13 protein-coding genes are annotated in these 13,044 nt (G+C 70.4%); 5 read left to right on the top strand and 8 right to left on the bottom strand.

The genetic code is table 11. The annotated features are described in order from the left end of the window. Nucleotides 1-86 precede the first annotated feature (86 nt). Together OVA21_RS16860 and OVA21_RS16855 are read right to left on the bottom strand one after the other, a co-directional pair. A complete protein-coding gene (locus tag OVA21_RS16860) occupies nt 87-914 on the bottom strand; it encodes a mycofactocin-coupled SDR family oxidoreductase (RefSeq protein WP_182634352.1) in 828 nt (275 codons plus the stop codon). 76 nt (nt 915-990) lie between these two features. Next, nucleotides 991-2,520, bottom strand: a complete 1,530-nt coding sequence (locus tag OVA21_RS16855; RefSeq protein WP_268092914.1) for an aminotransferase-like domain-containing protein — start codon at nt 2,518-2,520, stop codon at nt 991-993. 95 nt (nt 2,521-2,615) lie between these two features. On the opposite strand from OVA21_RS16855, the gene OVA21_RS16850 reads away from it, so the two are divergent. Beyond that, on the top strand, nt 2,616-3,845 hold the full coding sequence (locus tag OVA21_RS16850) for an aminotransferase class I/II-fold pyridoxal phosphate-dependent enzyme (RefSeq protein WP_268092913.1): 1,230 nt from the start codon (nt 2,616-2,618) through the stop codon (nt 3,843-3,845). A gap of 120 nt (nt 3,846-3,965) precedes the next feature. Here the strand turns inward: OVA21_RS16850 and OVA21_RS16845 are convergent, their stop codons facing one another. The 3 genes from OVA21_RS16845 to OVA21_RS16835 all read right to left on the bottom strand — a co-directional run bounded on the left by OVA21_RS16845 (nt 3,966) and on the right by OVA21_RS16835 (nt 7,114). Further along, nucleotides 3,966-5,150, bottom strand: a complete 1,185-nt coding sequence (locus OVA21_RS16845; protein ID WP_268092912.1) for an alpha/beta hydrolase — start codon at nt 5,148-5,150, stop codon at nt 3,966-3,968. A gap of 107 nt (nt 5,151-5,257) precedes the next feature. Next, complete coding sequence (locus OVA21_RS16840; protein WP_268092911.1) at nt 5,258-6,538, bottom strand: alpha/beta hydrolase; 1,281 nt, start codon at nt 6,536-6,538, stop codon at nt 5,258-5,260. A gap of 81 nt (nt 6,539-6,619) precedes the next feature. Further along, on the bottom strand, nt 6,620-7,114 hold the full coding sequence (locus OVA21_RS16835) for a glutathione peroxidase (RefSeq protein ID WP_268092910.1): 495 nt from the start codon (nt 7,112-7,114) through the stop codon (nt 6,620-6,622). A 116-nt stretch (nt 7,115-7,230) separates the two neighbouring features. Here OVA21_RS16835 and OVA21_RS16830 point away from each other — a divergent pair, with 116 nt between their 5' ends. Further along, entirely contained in the window at nt 7,231-7,818 is a 588-nt protein-coding gene (locus OVA21_RS16830; protein ID WP_268092909.1) for a dihydrofolate reductase family protein, read from the top strand. Between the two features lie 3 nt (nt 7,819-7,821). Here OVA21_RS16830 and OVA21_RS16825 read toward each other — a convergent pair whose 3' ends face one another. Both OVA21_RS16825 and OVA21_RS16820 read right to left on the bottom strand, forming a co-directional pair. Beyond that, a complete protein-coding gene (locus OVA21_RS16825) occupies nt 7,822-9,222 on the bottom strand; it encodes an MFS transporter (protein ID WP_442778962.1) in 1,401 nt (466 codons plus the stop codon). A gap of 150 nt (nt 9,223-9,372) precedes the next feature. Next, nucleotides 9,373-9,714, bottom strand: a complete 342-nt coding sequence (locus OVA21_RS16820) for a transglycosylase family protein (RefSeq protein ID WP_326493474.1) — start codon at nt 9,712-9,714, stop codon at nt 9,373-9,375. A gap of 266 nt (nt 9,715-9,980) precedes the next feature. On the opposite strand from OVA21_RS16820, the gene OVA21_RS16815 reads away from it, so the two are divergent. Continuing rightward, nucleotides 9,981-10,859: an alpha/beta fold hydrolase gene (locus OVA21_RS16815; RefSeq protein ID WP_132063865.1), complete on the top strand. Its 879-nt coding sequence runs from the start codon at nt 9,981-9,983 to the stop codon at nt 10,857-10,859. A 110-nt stretch (nt 10,860-10,969) separates the two neighbouring features. Beyond that, nucleotides 10,970-11,179 (top strand): DUF2945 domain-containing protein, encoded by a 210-nt coding sequence (locus tag OVA21_RS16810; RefSeq protein WP_132063866.1) that lies wholly within the window; start codon nt 10,970-10,972, stop codon nt 11,177-11,179. A 197-nt stretch (nt 11,180-11,376) separates the two neighbouring features. On the opposite strand, the gene OVA21_RS16805 is transcribed toward OVA21_RS16810, so the two are convergent. Further along, nucleotides 11,377-11,841 (bottom strand): SRPBCC family protein, encoded by a 465-nt coding sequence (locus OVA21_RS16805; protein WP_069389847.1) that lies wholly within the window; start codon nt 11,839-11,841, stop codon nt 11,377-11,379. 151 nt (nt 11,842-11,992) lie between these two features. Between OVA21_RS16805 and OVA21_RS16800 the strand changes: the two genes are divergently transcribed. After that, nucleotides 11,993-13,036, top strand: a complete 1,044-nt coding sequence (locus OVA21_RS16800; protein WP_268092907.1) for an ABC transporter substrate-binding protein — start codon at nt 11,993-11,995, stop codon at nt 13,034-13,036. The last annotated feature ends 8 nt before the right edge of the window (nt 13,037-13,044 follow it).

The following is a 13,044-nucleotide window of genomic DNA, read 5'->3' as shown; positions in this document are numbered from 1 at the left end:
ATGTCGCTGGCGCTCACTGTAAGACCGGTCACGTCCCCCCGCATCCGCTCCTCCGGCCGCCGGTCTCCCCACCGCCGGCCGGCCGGCTACTTCGCGGTGAACCCCGCGTCGACGGGCATCGTCACCCCGGTGACGTGGCGGCCGGACTCCTCCACCAGGTAGAGAACCGCCCGCGAGATGTCGATGGGCTCGAGCATCGGCACGGGCAGGGCGTTGCCCATCGTGTGGCCCTCGGGGTTGTTCGCGAACCACCTGGCCATCTCGTCGTGCGCCACCATCGCCGTCAGGACGCCGACCGGGTGGATCGTGTTGATGCGGATGTTGTGCGGCGCGAGCCAGATCATGAAGCTGCGCATGAGCCCCACCACCCCGTGCTTGCTGGCGGTGTACCCCGTGACCGCGCCCGACCCGTCGCCTCCCCGCCCGGACAAGCCGTTGGTCGACGAGATGAGGACGATCGACCCGCCCTCGCCGCGCTCGATCATCAGAGGCGCGATCGCGTGGACCGTGTTCCACACCCCCACGAGGTTCACCATGATGGTGTCCACGAACGCCTGCTGGGCATCCGGCTCCTCGCCGCGCTGGGAGTTGATCCCCGCGTTGGCCACCACGATGTCCGGGACGCCGAACCGCTCCCGGCAGGCGTCGACCGCCGCCGCGACGTCCGCCGGCTCGCGCACGTCGCCCGTCACCGCGACGATGTCCCCGCCGACCGCCTCGACCTCGGCGACCGTCTGCTGCAGGTCGTCGGCGGTTGCCAGCCCGTAGGGGACGCTGTCGATGTCCTCGCAGATGTCCATCGCGAGGATCCGCGCCCCCCGCCGGGCGAGTTCCACGGCGTGACTGCGCCCCTGCCCCCTCGCCGCGCCGGTGATGAAGGCGACCTTGCCCGCCAGTGGCTGTTCCTGACCCATGTGTGTACCGCTTTCCGATGCGATGAGTTGACTACCGTCAGGATTCGAGCACCGGCCGGGCGTCCGCGGACGGAGATCATCCGGATCCGAGCCGCTCCAGTACCCGTCGGAGCTCCACCGCGAAGTCGGCCGCGTCGCGCGAGGAGAGCCGCGCATAGCTCAGCACCAGGCCGGACACCGCGTGCTGCGCAGCCTGCCCGCCGAGCGATCGCGTGCGCCACCCGGCCCGCTCGAGCGCGCGCACCACCTCGTCGTCGTCATATCCGGGCAGCGCCACGCACAGGTGCAGGCCCGCCTCCACGCCCGTGACCTCGAGGTCCGGGCGCTCCCGGCGCAGCGCCGCCACCAGCCGCGAACGGCGGTCGCTGTACACGCGGGCCGCCCGCGCCAGGTGCCGGTCCATCGCGCCCGAGGTGATGAACGCGGCCAGCGCCTCCGCCGGCAGTGAGGACGGACCCCGGCGGTGGACCGCGAGCCAGCGCTCGACCTCGCGGCGCATCGCCGTCGGCGGCAGGCACCACGCCACGCGCAGGTCCGGGGCCACGGATTTGGACGACGTGCCCACGTAGGCGACGTGGTCGGTGGCCGCGGGGAGGCTGACCAGCGCGGGCAGGGGGGCGACGCCGTAGCGGAACTCGCCGTCGTAGTCGTCCTCGATCACCAGCGACCCCGTCCGCCGCGCCCACTCCACGAGCGCGACCCGGCGGTCCACACTCATGCGGTGGCCGAGCGGGAACTGGTGCGCGGGCGTGGTGAAGACGATCGCCGCCTCCGACCCCAGCCGCGCCGCGTCGAGGCCGCCGGGCTCCGCCGGATGAAACCGCACCTCCAGGCCCTGCTCGCGGGCCATGAGCACCGCACCGCGGTACCCGGGGTCCTCGGTGTGGAACCGCACGGTCCCGCCCCCGGCCCGCCCCTGCTGCCCGGCGACGAACGCCGCGCACAGGGCCGCGATCGCCGACCGCGAGCTGTCGAACAGCACGGGGTCGCCCGCGGCGATCCCCCGATGCCGGCGGAGGTGATCGGCCACCGCGACGCGCAACGCCGGGCTCGGTTCCTCCCACGGGTTCAGGCCCGCCAGACCCTGCGCCGCGGCGGCGCGCACCGCCGAGCGCCAGGCACGATCGTCGACGAGGGAGGCATCGGGGATCCCGGGACGGAGATCGCGCGGCGACCGGCCGCGGCGCGGTGCGGGTGGGACCGGCGCCGGGGGCGCGGGCGCGGGCGCGGGTGACGCAGTGGTCGCCGCCGGAACCTCCGGTGACGAGGTGCGGGCGCCCTGCCGCATGAGTGGCGACGACGACGAGGTTCGGCTGACTCCGCGCGTCCGCGCCCCGGCCCGTGCAGCCTGACCGGCTCCGGCGACGACCCGGGTCCCCGACCCCTGGGTGGAGACGACGAAGCCGGCCGCCGACAGTTCATCGAACGCGCGAACCACGGTCCCGCGGGAGAGTCCGGTCTGCTCGGCGAGCGCGCGCGTGGAGGGCAGCCGGTCGCCGTCGGCCACGGATCCGCCGGCGACCAGGTCGATGATCGCGTCGGCCAGCTCCGCAGCCCCCGACACCTGCCCCACCACCAGGGATCCGGGGCGTGCGGTACGGGCCATGGGGTGAGCGTAGGCCACGACACCGCATAGTGGTCTCACGCATCTGCGCAAAATGGACCTCCCGGGGGCGCCACTTTCGGGGTGGGATGGGTCCCATGACGACCTACCGCCAGTCCCGACGACTCCGCGACGTACGCTACGACGTGCGTGGCCCGATCCTCACCGAGGCGATGCGCCTCGAGGCCGAGGGGCACGACATCCTGCGGCTCAACCTGGGCAACATGCACCCCTTCGGGCTCACCGCCCGGCCGGAGCTCGTCGACGCGGTGGCGGCGGGACTCGCCGCCGGGCAGGCCTACTCCGACTCCCGCGGCATCCCCACCGCCCGCGAGGCCGTGGCGGACTACTACCGCCGACACGGGATCGGTGGCGTCTCGACCGAGAACGTCTTCCTCGGCAACGGCGTGAGCGAACTCATCACGCTGGTCCTGCAGGCCATGGTCGACCCCGGCGACGAGATCCTGGTCCCCGCCCCCGACTACCCGACCTGGACGGGCGCCGTGAACCTCACCGGAGGCGTGCCCGTGCACTACCTCGCCGACGAGACCGACGGCTGGAACCCGTCGCTGGAGGACATCGAATCCAGGGTCACCCCACGCACCACCGCCCTGGTGATGATCAACCCCAACAACCCCACGGGCGCGGTGTACAGCGAGGACACCGTCCGGGGGATGGCCGACATCGCGCGCCGCCACGGGCTCGTCCTGCTGTCCGACGAGATCTACGAGAAGGTCCTCTTCGGCGACGCCCGCCACCACCACGCCGCGCGGGCGGCCGGCGACGACGTACTGTGCCTGACCTTCGGCGGGCTGTCCAAGGCGTACAGGGTGTGCGGCTACCGGGCCGGCTGGGTGGTCGCGACCGGCCCGATCGCCGACGCCACCGACCTACTGGAGGGACTGACCCTGTTGTCCAACATGCGGGTCTGCCCCGGCGTCCCCGCGCAGCACGCGATCCCCGTCGCCCTGGCCGAGGACTCACCGTGGGGCCACGACGTGGTGGACCCGGACGGCCGACTCGAGCGGCAGCTGGCCCGGACCGCCGAGCGCCTCAACGCCATCCCCGGCGTGAGCTGCGTGGCGCCGCGGGGCGCGCTGTACTGCTTCCCGCGCCTCGACCGCGAGATGTTCGGCATCTCCAGCGACGAGCAGTTCGCCCTGGACCTCCTGCGCTCCGAGCACGTCCTGGTCACCCACGGGACCGGCTTCAACTGGCCCGAACCCGACCACTTCCGCATCGTGTGCCTGCCGGAGGCGCCGGTGCTCGACCGGGCGCTCGACTCGATCGCCCGGCACCTCGACCGCCTTCGGCTGGCCGCGGCCTGACCAGCCGCCACATCGACTCCGTCGACTCCATCGAAAAGACAGTTCCGCACACGTCGCGCGAGAGGCGGGTGTGCCGAACTGTCTTCTCGACGGGCGTGCGCGGGGGATTCCCGCCGTCGCTCAGTTCTGCAGCGCAGGCTTGATGTGGTTCCAACCGGGCGTGATGTAGTCGACGAACGTCTGCCACCCGTGGAGGCCCTCGTCGCCGTAGTCCACGCGATGCGCGATGCCGTGGCGGTCGAGTTCGCGGGAGAAGCTCCTGGCCCCCTCGATGACCCCCTTTTCCAGCACCAGGCCCTGCAGCATGTCGAAGTAGTCGTCGCCGTAGTTCCGGAGATCCCCTTCGGACACCGCCGTGCCCCCGGTCGCGAAGTACACCGCGGTGCCCTCGAGACCCTCCGGGTGGGAGATCGTGTCGTGGTACTTCCACAGATCGCTTCCGCGCGGGCCCCACATGTTGGCGGAATCGCCGCCGCGCCCATCCACCGAGCCACGGACCGACTGGTAGCCCAGCTCGTCGGTGGTCGAGTAGTAGCCGGAGAGCGCCATGACGCCGTCGTACAGCTCCGGGTAGGTGGCCGCCAGGTGCATTGCGGCCTGCGCACCCATCGACGCGCCGGCGATTCCGTTCTTGCCGTTGTGCTTCGTACCCCGGGTCGCCAGTTCCGCCTCGACGAGGTCGGGCAGCTCCTCGGTGAGGAACGTCTCCCACTTGTTGTAGCCGAAGACCTCGTCCTCGCTCTGCCAGTCGGACCAGTACGAGGAGGGGCCTCCCGTGGGTGTCACCAGGTGGACGTTCTCCTCGGCCATGCGCGCGGGCATGTTTCCGGCCCGCTTCCAGCCCGAGTTACCTTCGACCGAGTCGACCCCGTCGAGGAGATACAACACGGGCGCCGGACCCTCGTCCGTCACGCGGGACGGGAGCACCTTGAGCACGATCTCGCGCTGCATGGCGGCGGAGGTGACGAGCCAGTGCTCGTACTCTCCGTGCTGGGTGATGGCGCGGAGCTCGACCGAGTCGATCGAGTCGTCGCGCGGTCGCGGCGGGTTGGGAAGCTCCACGTATGACCCGGTGCCGCCGAGCGGGATGTTGGTGGAACCGGCCGACCCGAGCGACCCGAGTGTCGAGCCCAGCGGAAGGGAACCGGCCGCAGACCCGATCAGCTCCACCTCCTCGAGTCCCAGGGACGAGGTGTCGATATCGCCGCCGATCTGGGCGGAGGCGGGCGCGGAGAATCCCAGGGACAGGATGGCCGCGAGGACGGTGGCGGTGACGGTTGCGCGGCGACGGACGCGGGTGTTCATCGGGGTCCCCTCATTGTGAGTGTGGCCGAGGTGGGTGCGGCCGAGCGATACAGAAGCGGTCCCGCGCCCCGGTGTGGGAGCGCAGGACCGCTTCTCGAGAAGGTCGATCAGGAACCGGTGGACCCGGAGGAGCCCAGGGATCCGGAGGTCCCCAGGGAACCGGCTGAGCCGGATGCACCCGGGGTGCCCGTTCCGGGCTCGACGTCTCCGCCGTACAAGGCGGGCTTGATGTAGTCCCATCCGGACTCGAAGTTCTTGAGGAAGTTCGGCCAGTTGTGCAGGCCGGTGTCGGCGAAGTCCACCTTGTGCTCGATCCCGGCACGATCGAGTGCCTTCTCGAAGGCCTTCGAGTTCTCGTACACGCCCATCTCCAGCACCAACCCGATTATCAGGTCCTGGTAGTTGGCACCGTACTGCTTGACGTCATCGGGACCGATCTCGGCGTTTCCGGCCGAGAAGTACACAGCCTTGCCGCGCAGACCCTCCGGGTGAGAGATGGTGTCGTTTTCCGCCCACCGCGCGCTACGGTGCGGGCCCCACATGTTCTCGACGTCTCCACCGCGAGTCTCAACGGAGAGCCGCACGGTCTGGTACCCCAGGGCGTCCATGGTCGAGTAGAAGCCACTGAACGACATCACGGCGTCGTAGACATCGGGGTGTGTAGCTGCCAGGTGCATGGCCGCCTGAGCGCCCATGGAGATGCCGCCGACGCCTGCCTTGCCGTTCGTGTTGAGCCGCTCGTCGACGATCGCCGGCAGCTCCTCGGTGAGGAAGGTCCCCAGGCGCTGGTCGAACTCTTCCCAGTCGGTGTAGTACGAGGCGTAGGCACCCGCCGGGTTCACCACGTGAACGTTCTCGTCCTTCATCCGATCAGCGATGTACGCCTGATGAGCCCAGCCGGTGCTTCTGATCGGTGCCCCGACTCCGTCGAGCATGTACAGGACCGGGGCGTCACCCGTGCCGCGTGACGGGACGACCTCGACGGTGATCTCACGCTGCATGGCCTTCGAGGCGATGGTCCAGTATTCGTACGCCTGATCGTTTCCGGCCTCGTCGGCGCGGTAACGCTCGATGCCGCGGAACTCCGTCTCGGTGATCGAGGTGTCGACCGGAGTGGGCGTGCCGACGGTTTCCGAGGACCCTTCCCCGAGTGGGACGTCGGCCGAGCCGACCGACCCGAGAATCCCTGCGGCCGAGCCGATCGGCACGGAGCCGACGGCGTCGATGATCGCCTCGAAGTCCTCCTGGCCGAGCGCCGACGGGTCGATGAGCGTCGAGGGGTCGATGCTGGCGGTCTGGGCGAAAGCGGGAGTGGCCGACCCGAGGGTCAGGGCGACGGCGAGTGCACCGGCGGTCGCAGCCGCGGCGCGGCGGAGTCCGAAGGACATGAAGCCCTATATGTTGTAAGTAGTGACTTACGAAGCTTGATCCGTTCTCAGCTCAAATCGTTACTCACGCCGTGCGAGTCGCTACCCCCGCAGTGCCGCCTCGACCGCCTCGCGCAGGTCCTCGGGCTTCCGGTTGGGTCCGAACCTGTCGATCACGTGGCCGTCGCGACCCACGAGGAACTTGGTGAAGTTCCATTTGATTCGCCCACCCAGCACCCCGGACTTCTCGGACTTGAGCCACTCGTAGAGCGGGTGAGCATCCGAGCCGTTGACCTCGATCTTGGAGAACAGCGGGAACTCCACGCCGAAGTTGCGCTCGCAGAACGCGCCGATCTCCTCGTCGGTGCCCGGCTCCTGGTGCGCGAACTGGTCACACGGGAACCCGAGCACCACGAAGCCCTCGTCGCGGAACTCCTCGTACAGCTTCTGCAGTCCCTTGTACTGGGGTGTGAACCCACACTTGCTCGCGGTGTTGACCACCAGGACGACCTGCCCGGCGTAGTCGGACAAGTCCTTCCCGCTCCCGTCGAGCTGGCTCGCCCGGAAATCCGCGAGAGTGGTCTGGTCGTGGCGCATGGGCACTCCTCGTCGTCGTCCCGACCCCGGTCGGCCGGCCCTCGACGCCATTGTGACCGTTTTCAGGCCCCACGTGCGGGCGTACTCTGGCAGACCCGCGCGTGAGGAGTCCGCCCGTGAGCCGATTGATCTACACCGCCTTCGTCTCCCTCGACGGCGTCGTCGAGGCCCCCGGCGGCGAGCCCGGGTACCGCAACACCGGCTGGACGTTCGCCGTCGACTTCGACGAGGACGTCTACTCGATCAAGGCCCGCGAACAAGACGAGGCCGGCGCGATGATGCTCGGCCGCGTCAGTTACCAGGCGTTCTCCGCCGTGTGGCCGCAGATGGACGACGAGTTCCCCCGCTACAACGCCATGCCCAAGTACGTGGTGTCCACGACGTTGGCCGAGGGTGACCTCGTCGAGGGATGGGGGACGACGACGATCCTGCGCACGCTCGACGAGGCGGCCGCGGTGAAGGAGGCCGAACCGGCGCCGATCCTCGTGCACGGGTCGGCGACGCTGGCCCGGAACCTCTCCGACGCCGGGCTCATCGACCGCTATCACCTGCTGGTGTTCCCGTTCGTGCTCGGCGCCGGCAAGCGCATGTGGAGCGAGACCGACAAGCCCCGGCAGAAGCTGGAGTTGGTCGAGAGCGAGGCGTACCCCAACGGTGTGCAGAAGCTGATCTACGACGTCGGCGGATTCGACCCGGACGTCTGAGATCTAGCGGGCCGCACCGCGGGAGACCTCGGGCATCGTCACCGCCGACACCGCGCCGATCACCCCGAGCACCGCGAGGAAGATCAGCGCCCACTGCACGCCGATGACGGCGAGCGCCGAGCTGATCCCGCCCACCACCAGCAGGATGATCCCCATGGCCGTGTTGCCCACTGCCACGTAGGTCGTCCGGAGGTCACCCTCGGCCACGTCCACCACGTAGGTCTTGCGTCCGACGCGGACGCCGGAGTGCAGCAGCGTGAGCAGGAAGTAGGCCCCGACGAAGACCGTGGCCCCGAGTGCCGACCCGCCGTCGAAGCCCGGGATCGAGACCGCGAGCACCAACGCGACCGCCACCGCCGACGCGGCCGTGGCGGCGCCCGCCATGAGCAGTCGGCTCGACCGGTCTGCCAGGCGCCCGAAGACGCGCCCCCCGATGAGTGACGCCACTCCCGAGGCGAGGATGAACCCGCCCAACCCGGCCAGGGCCCCGGTGCCCGAGGCGACCGACATCGACACGATGAACGGCGGGCTCAGCGAGGACACCAGCAGCAGGCCGCGGACGGTGACGAACTTGCGGAACGTGGCGTCATCCCGGAACAGTCGCGCCGCGTCCGCGAACCACGTCGACGACTCCTCCGACGCACCGCCAGTGGCCGCGCCGTGGCCCTTCGTCGCGCCGTGATCCTCCGTCGCGCCGTGGTCCTTCGCTCCCCGGCGGGCGCGCCCGTCGCCGGCCGGCTCGACCACGCGGGAGTACGTCGACGCCGAGAGCAACCACAGCACCGCGCCCGCCACCAGCAGGAACGCCAGTTCGGTGCTGTCGAGGTCGCCGCCGCCGAGGATCCGGATGGCCAGGCCGAGCGTGATCGCGACCAACCCCGCCGCCGACGTGGCCAACCCGATGATCTGGCCGCGCTCCCCCGACGGGATGGTGCGGCCCTGCACGTCCTTCGACGCGATCGAACACAGGCAGCGGCCCAGCGAGAACACCACGAGCGCGACCAGGATGCCGACGCCCGCCGCCGTCCCGTGCCCGAGGGCGGCGATCGCGGCCATTGCCGCCACCGATGCCGCCTGCACCAGCGCGCCCGTGACGAACACCCATTTGCGGCGGCGCACCCGCACCACCAGCGGCGTGAGGAAGGCCTGCGGCAGCATCGACCCGGACTCCCGGATCGGCACCAGCAGGCCGACCAGCGCCGCCGGCACCCCGAGCACGTGGAACAGCCACGGCAGCACGGTCGATGCGTTGACCGTCTGGTCACCCGAGGACTGCAGCGTGTTGGCGGCCACGAGCCTCAGCCCGTTGCGCGGAAGCTCGCGGCGGACGACGTCGGGGAGGTCGCGCTCGGCGTCGGCATCGCGGGTGACGAGGCGAGAATAGAAGCGTTCGGCGGTGGTCACCATTCAAGAGAATAGCGGCCCGCCCGCCGGGGCATCCGGGCCCCTTCGCGGCCTCGCACAGACGGCGACCGGCGCCGGGGGATCACCCCGGCGCCGGTCGCGTGCTCTCTGTGCGTGTCCGCCCGGATCAGGCAAGCGGACGCGCGCAGATCAGGCGAGCGGGCCGCCGCAGTTCGGCCACGCGCCCGGGCCCTGGCCCGCGAGCACGCGTTCGCCGATCTGGATCTGCTGCTCGCGCGTGGCCTGGTCGGCCGTCGCGGCGAACTCGCCGCCGCCGTAGCCGCTCCACGTCTGGGCCGCGAACTGCAGGCCGCCGTAGTAGCCGTTGCCGGTGTTGATGTGCCAGTCGCCACCGGACTCACACTGCGCGACCTGGTCCCACGCGCTCGGCGGGGCCGCGTTCACCGCCGGAGCGGCCAGTGACGCGCCCCCGGCGGCGATACCGCCGGCCATGATCGCGCCGGTCAGGGTTCGTACGAGCTTCTTCTGCATCTCCGTGACCTCCTGTGGGTCTCGTGTCGTGCGTCGACCTCTTGTCGTGGCGGCCGACCTTACGAACCGACCGGCGGGCCCCCGCAACCCCCTCCGCGGGTCCGGGGCCGTGGTCGAGCAGCACACCCGGGCGCAGCGGGCACGGATCATTGCTGGTCACCGCACCGGTTCGGCAGGATGGACGCCAGGCGGGACCGGTCGCGTGAGAAGGCTCACCTCGTCGTCGTCGACCCGCCGGATGTTTAGGCACCCCTAGGCTCGTCGACATGACCGAACACCGGGTGGACATCGACGGCCGCACGGTGGCCGTGCACGAGTGCGGAGATCCCGCGGGGGCGCCGCTCATCCACTTCCACGGCACGCCGGGATCACGGCTCGAGGCGGCCTTCGGGGCTAGGCTCGCCGAACGGGCCGGCGTCCGCGTGATCGGATTCGACCGACCCGGGTACGGCCGGTCGGACGCAGGGCCGATCAGCCTGGCCGGCGTCACACGTGATGTAGAGGCGATCGCCGACGCCCTGGGCCTCGGGCGGTTCGCGGTGTCGGCGTGGTCGGGGGGTGGGGCGTTCGCGCTGGCCACCGCCGCGGCGCTGCCCGGGCGGGTGCTGCGGGTCGGGGTCTGCGGTGGTCTCGCGCCGTACGAGGGCAGGCCGGGCGCGCGGGAATCACTCACGCCGAACGACCTCGACGCGCTGTCGCACCTGCCCGACGACCCGGCCCGGGCGGCGGAGGTGTTCCGCACCGGCAACTCCGACTTCCTCGACGCGATGCTCTCGGTCCGCGACGACGAGGCGACGCCCTGGGTCGACTGGATGTTCGCGGCCAGCGACCCGGCCGTGGTCGCGGACCCCGACGCCCGACACGCCCTGTTCGTCAACTTCCGCGAGGCGCTGCACCGGGGCGCCGACGCGATCGCGTGGGACAACGTCGCGTTTGTGGGGCCCTGGGGTTTCCGGGTCGAGGACATCGCCGCGCCGGTGCTGCTCTGGTACGGCGACGACGACGAGATCGCCCCACCCGACCACGGGCGATGGCTCGCCGCGCATCTGGCCTCGGCCCACCTGACGGTCTACGAGGGCCAGGGGCACCTGCTGCCGCTGGCCCACTGGGACGAGATGCTGCGCGCGCTGACCGCGCCGGCGTGAGGTCGCCCGTGTGAGTTCGCCCGTGTGAGTTCGCCCGTGTGAGCTCGCCCGCTCGAGCTGGCGGGAGAGATGGCCGTGCACTCCCGCCGCCCGGCGCACATACTGGCCGCATGAGTGACTACCTGAAGGGCGACCACGTCGAGTGGAACTCCGAGGCCGGGATGGTGCGCGGCGTGATCCGCGAGATCCACACCGAGGACGTCGAGTTCAAGGGGCGCATGCGGCGCTGCAGCACGGACGAACCGCAGTACGAGATCGAGAGCGACAAGACCGGCCACCTGGCCATGCACAAGGGCTCGGCGCTACGGAAGATCGACTAGCCGGGGCCGGCGCGCGCGGGGGGCCGGCCTCGCGCACAGGCAGGAGCAGCCCGCGCTGCGGCGGGGGCTGCGGCGGGAGCAACCCGCCACGATTGGCACATCCACGTGCGATCCACCGACGGAGGCCCATCGGTGGATCGCACTCGGATAGGTGGATTTCGGCTGTTACGGACGCGGGCCGGCGGTCACGGCCGAGCTCAGCCGGAGACGGCGGAGGCGAGGTTGGACAGCGAATCCTCCATCTGCTGCTCCGACACCAGCGGGAACGACACCTTCTTGAGCACGTCCTTGTCCGTGACCTTGGACCAGTCGTAGGTGTGACGCACCAGCGTGGAGTCCGGGCCCTGCGCCTCGAGCTCCCAGACCCACTCCCAGCCCTTGGGGTCGGTACCGGCGGGCGCGGGCTGCCACGCCAGGATCTTGTCCTTGCCGAATCCGGTCACGTGGTTGTCCATGCGGTACTCACCGCCCATGTGCTCGCCCTCCATGTCCATGGAGAAGACGTCGCCGACCTGCTGGATGCGGTCGGACTTGTAGTCGCCCCGGACGAAGCCCGACCCGTCGAGACGGGCGTGGTTCTCCGGGTTGGAGAGGAACTCGAAGATCTCGGCCGCCGAGTGGTCGATCACGCGCTCGACGGTGATGGCAGTGGAATTACTCATGACCCCACCGTGCACCCCGGGACAGCGGAACGCATCCGGTCGGTCGTCCGCTCCGAATTCACCGTGGATTCACCCCGATGGCCCTAGCCCGACCGATGCGGGTGCCACGATGGAATATCGATTCGAAGGTCCTAGATTGGGAGTGGTCGCTGTGTCGAGGTCTGTTGGTCGCCGGGCGGTTCTGGCGTCGGTCGCGGTGTTCGCGGCCGGCGCCCTCGGATTGGCGGGCTGTTCCGAGCCCGCCACCACGGGCTCCGGCGAGACGTCCGACTCCGCGGCCGCGTCCGGGGAGGTCACCCTGTACACCTCGGAACCCCAGGCCAAGATCGACGAGATCATCTCCGCGTTCAACGAGGAGCAGCCGGACATCGAGGTGAAGGTCTTCCGTGCGGGCACCGGCGACCTCAAGGCCCGCATCGAGGCGGAGCGGAGCACCGGCGCGGTGGCCGCCGACATCCTGCTCGCCGCCGACGTCCCGACGTTCGAGCAGTACAAGGACCAGGACCTCTTCCAGGAGTTCGAGCCGAGCGAGGCCGACGCCATCGAGGACGTCGCCGTCGACCCGGACGGGTTCTACGTCGGCACCCGCATCATCCCCACCGTGATCGCCTACAACACCGGCGACGTCACGGACCCGCCCACGTCCTGGGCCGAGCTGGCCGAACCGGAGTACCTCGACCGGATCATCCTGCCCAACCCGGACGTCTCCGGTGCGGCCGCCTTCAACGCAGCGGCGTGGAGCCTGCAGCCCGACCTCGGCGAGGAGTGGATCAACCGGCTCGGCGCCAACAACCCGCAGGTCGCCGAGTCGAACGGCCCCGTCTCCCAGGCCGTCGCCGAGGGATCCAAGCCCGTCGGCATCGTGGTGGACTACCTGGTCCGCGATCTCGCCGCGCAGGGCTCGCCCATCGCCGTGAGCTACCCGAGCGAGGGCGTCCCCTACATCACCCAGCCCGGCGCGGTCTTCGCCGACGCCCCGAACCCCGAGGCCGCCAAGCTCTTCCTCGACTTCATCGTGTCCCAGAAGGGCCAGCAGATCGCGGTCGAGCAGAACTACCTGCCCGTCCGTGACGACGCCGGAACCCCCGGGGGCGCCCCGGCGCTCACCGGCATCACGCTGTTCGACCAGGACCTCGAGGCGATCGCCGCCTCCCAGGACGAGGCCGTGGCCGCCTTCAACGCCGCCGTCCGGTAGGTGACGCT

It is taken from the genome of Dietzia sp. SL131, from assembly GCF_026672565.1.
GTDB lineage: Bacteria > Actinomycetota > Actinomycetes > Mycobacteriales > Mycobacteriaceae > Dietzia > Dietzia kunjamensis.
Note: the sequence above shows the minus strand (reverse complement) of the source record. Positions and strands in the feature narration are given on the sequence as shown.

Bases quoted from the DNA above. Each gene is read 5' to 3' on its own strand.
- OVA21_RS16805 (WP_069389847.1), bottom strand. From the start codon at position 11,841: ATGAGTAATTCCACTGCCATCACCGTCGAGCGCGTGATCGACCACTCG.
- OVA21_RS16840 (WP_268092911.1), bottom strand. From the start codon at position 6,538: ATGTCCTTCGGACTCCGCCGCGCCGCGGCTGCGACCGCCGGTGCACTC.
- OVA21_RS16835 (WP_268092910.1), bottom strand. From the start codon at position 7,114: ATGCGCCACGACCAGACCACTCTCGCGGATTTCCGGGCGAGCCAGCTC.
- OVA21_RS16810 (WP_132063866.1), top strand. From the start codon at position 10,970: ATGAGTGACTACCTGAAGGGCGACCACGTCGAGTGGAACTCCGAGGCC.
- OVA21_RS16845 (WP_268092912.1), bottom strand. From the start codon at position 5,150: ATGAACACCCGCGTCCGTCGCCGCGCAACCGTCACCGCCACCGTCCTC.
- OVA21_RS16855 (WP_268092914.1), bottom strand. From the start codon at position 2,520: ATGGCCCGTACCGCACGCCCCGGATCCCTGGTGGTGGGGCAGGTGTCG.
- OVA21_RS16820 (WP_326493474.1), bottom strand. From the start codon at position 9,714: ATGCAGAAGAAGCTCGTACGAACCCTGACCGGCGCGATCATGGCCGGC.
- OVA21_RS16860 (WP_182634352.1), bottom strand. From the start codon at position 914: ATGGGTCAGGAACAGCCACTGGCGGGCAAGGTCGCCTTCATCACCGGC.
- OVA21_RS16850 (WP_268092913.1), top strand. From the start codon at position 2,616: ATGACGACCTACCGCCAGTCCCGACGACTCCGCGACGTACGCTACGAC.
- OVA21_RS16815 (WP_132063865.1), top strand. From the start codon at position 9,981: ATGACCGAACACCGGGTGGACATCGACGGCCGCACGGTGGCCGTGCAC.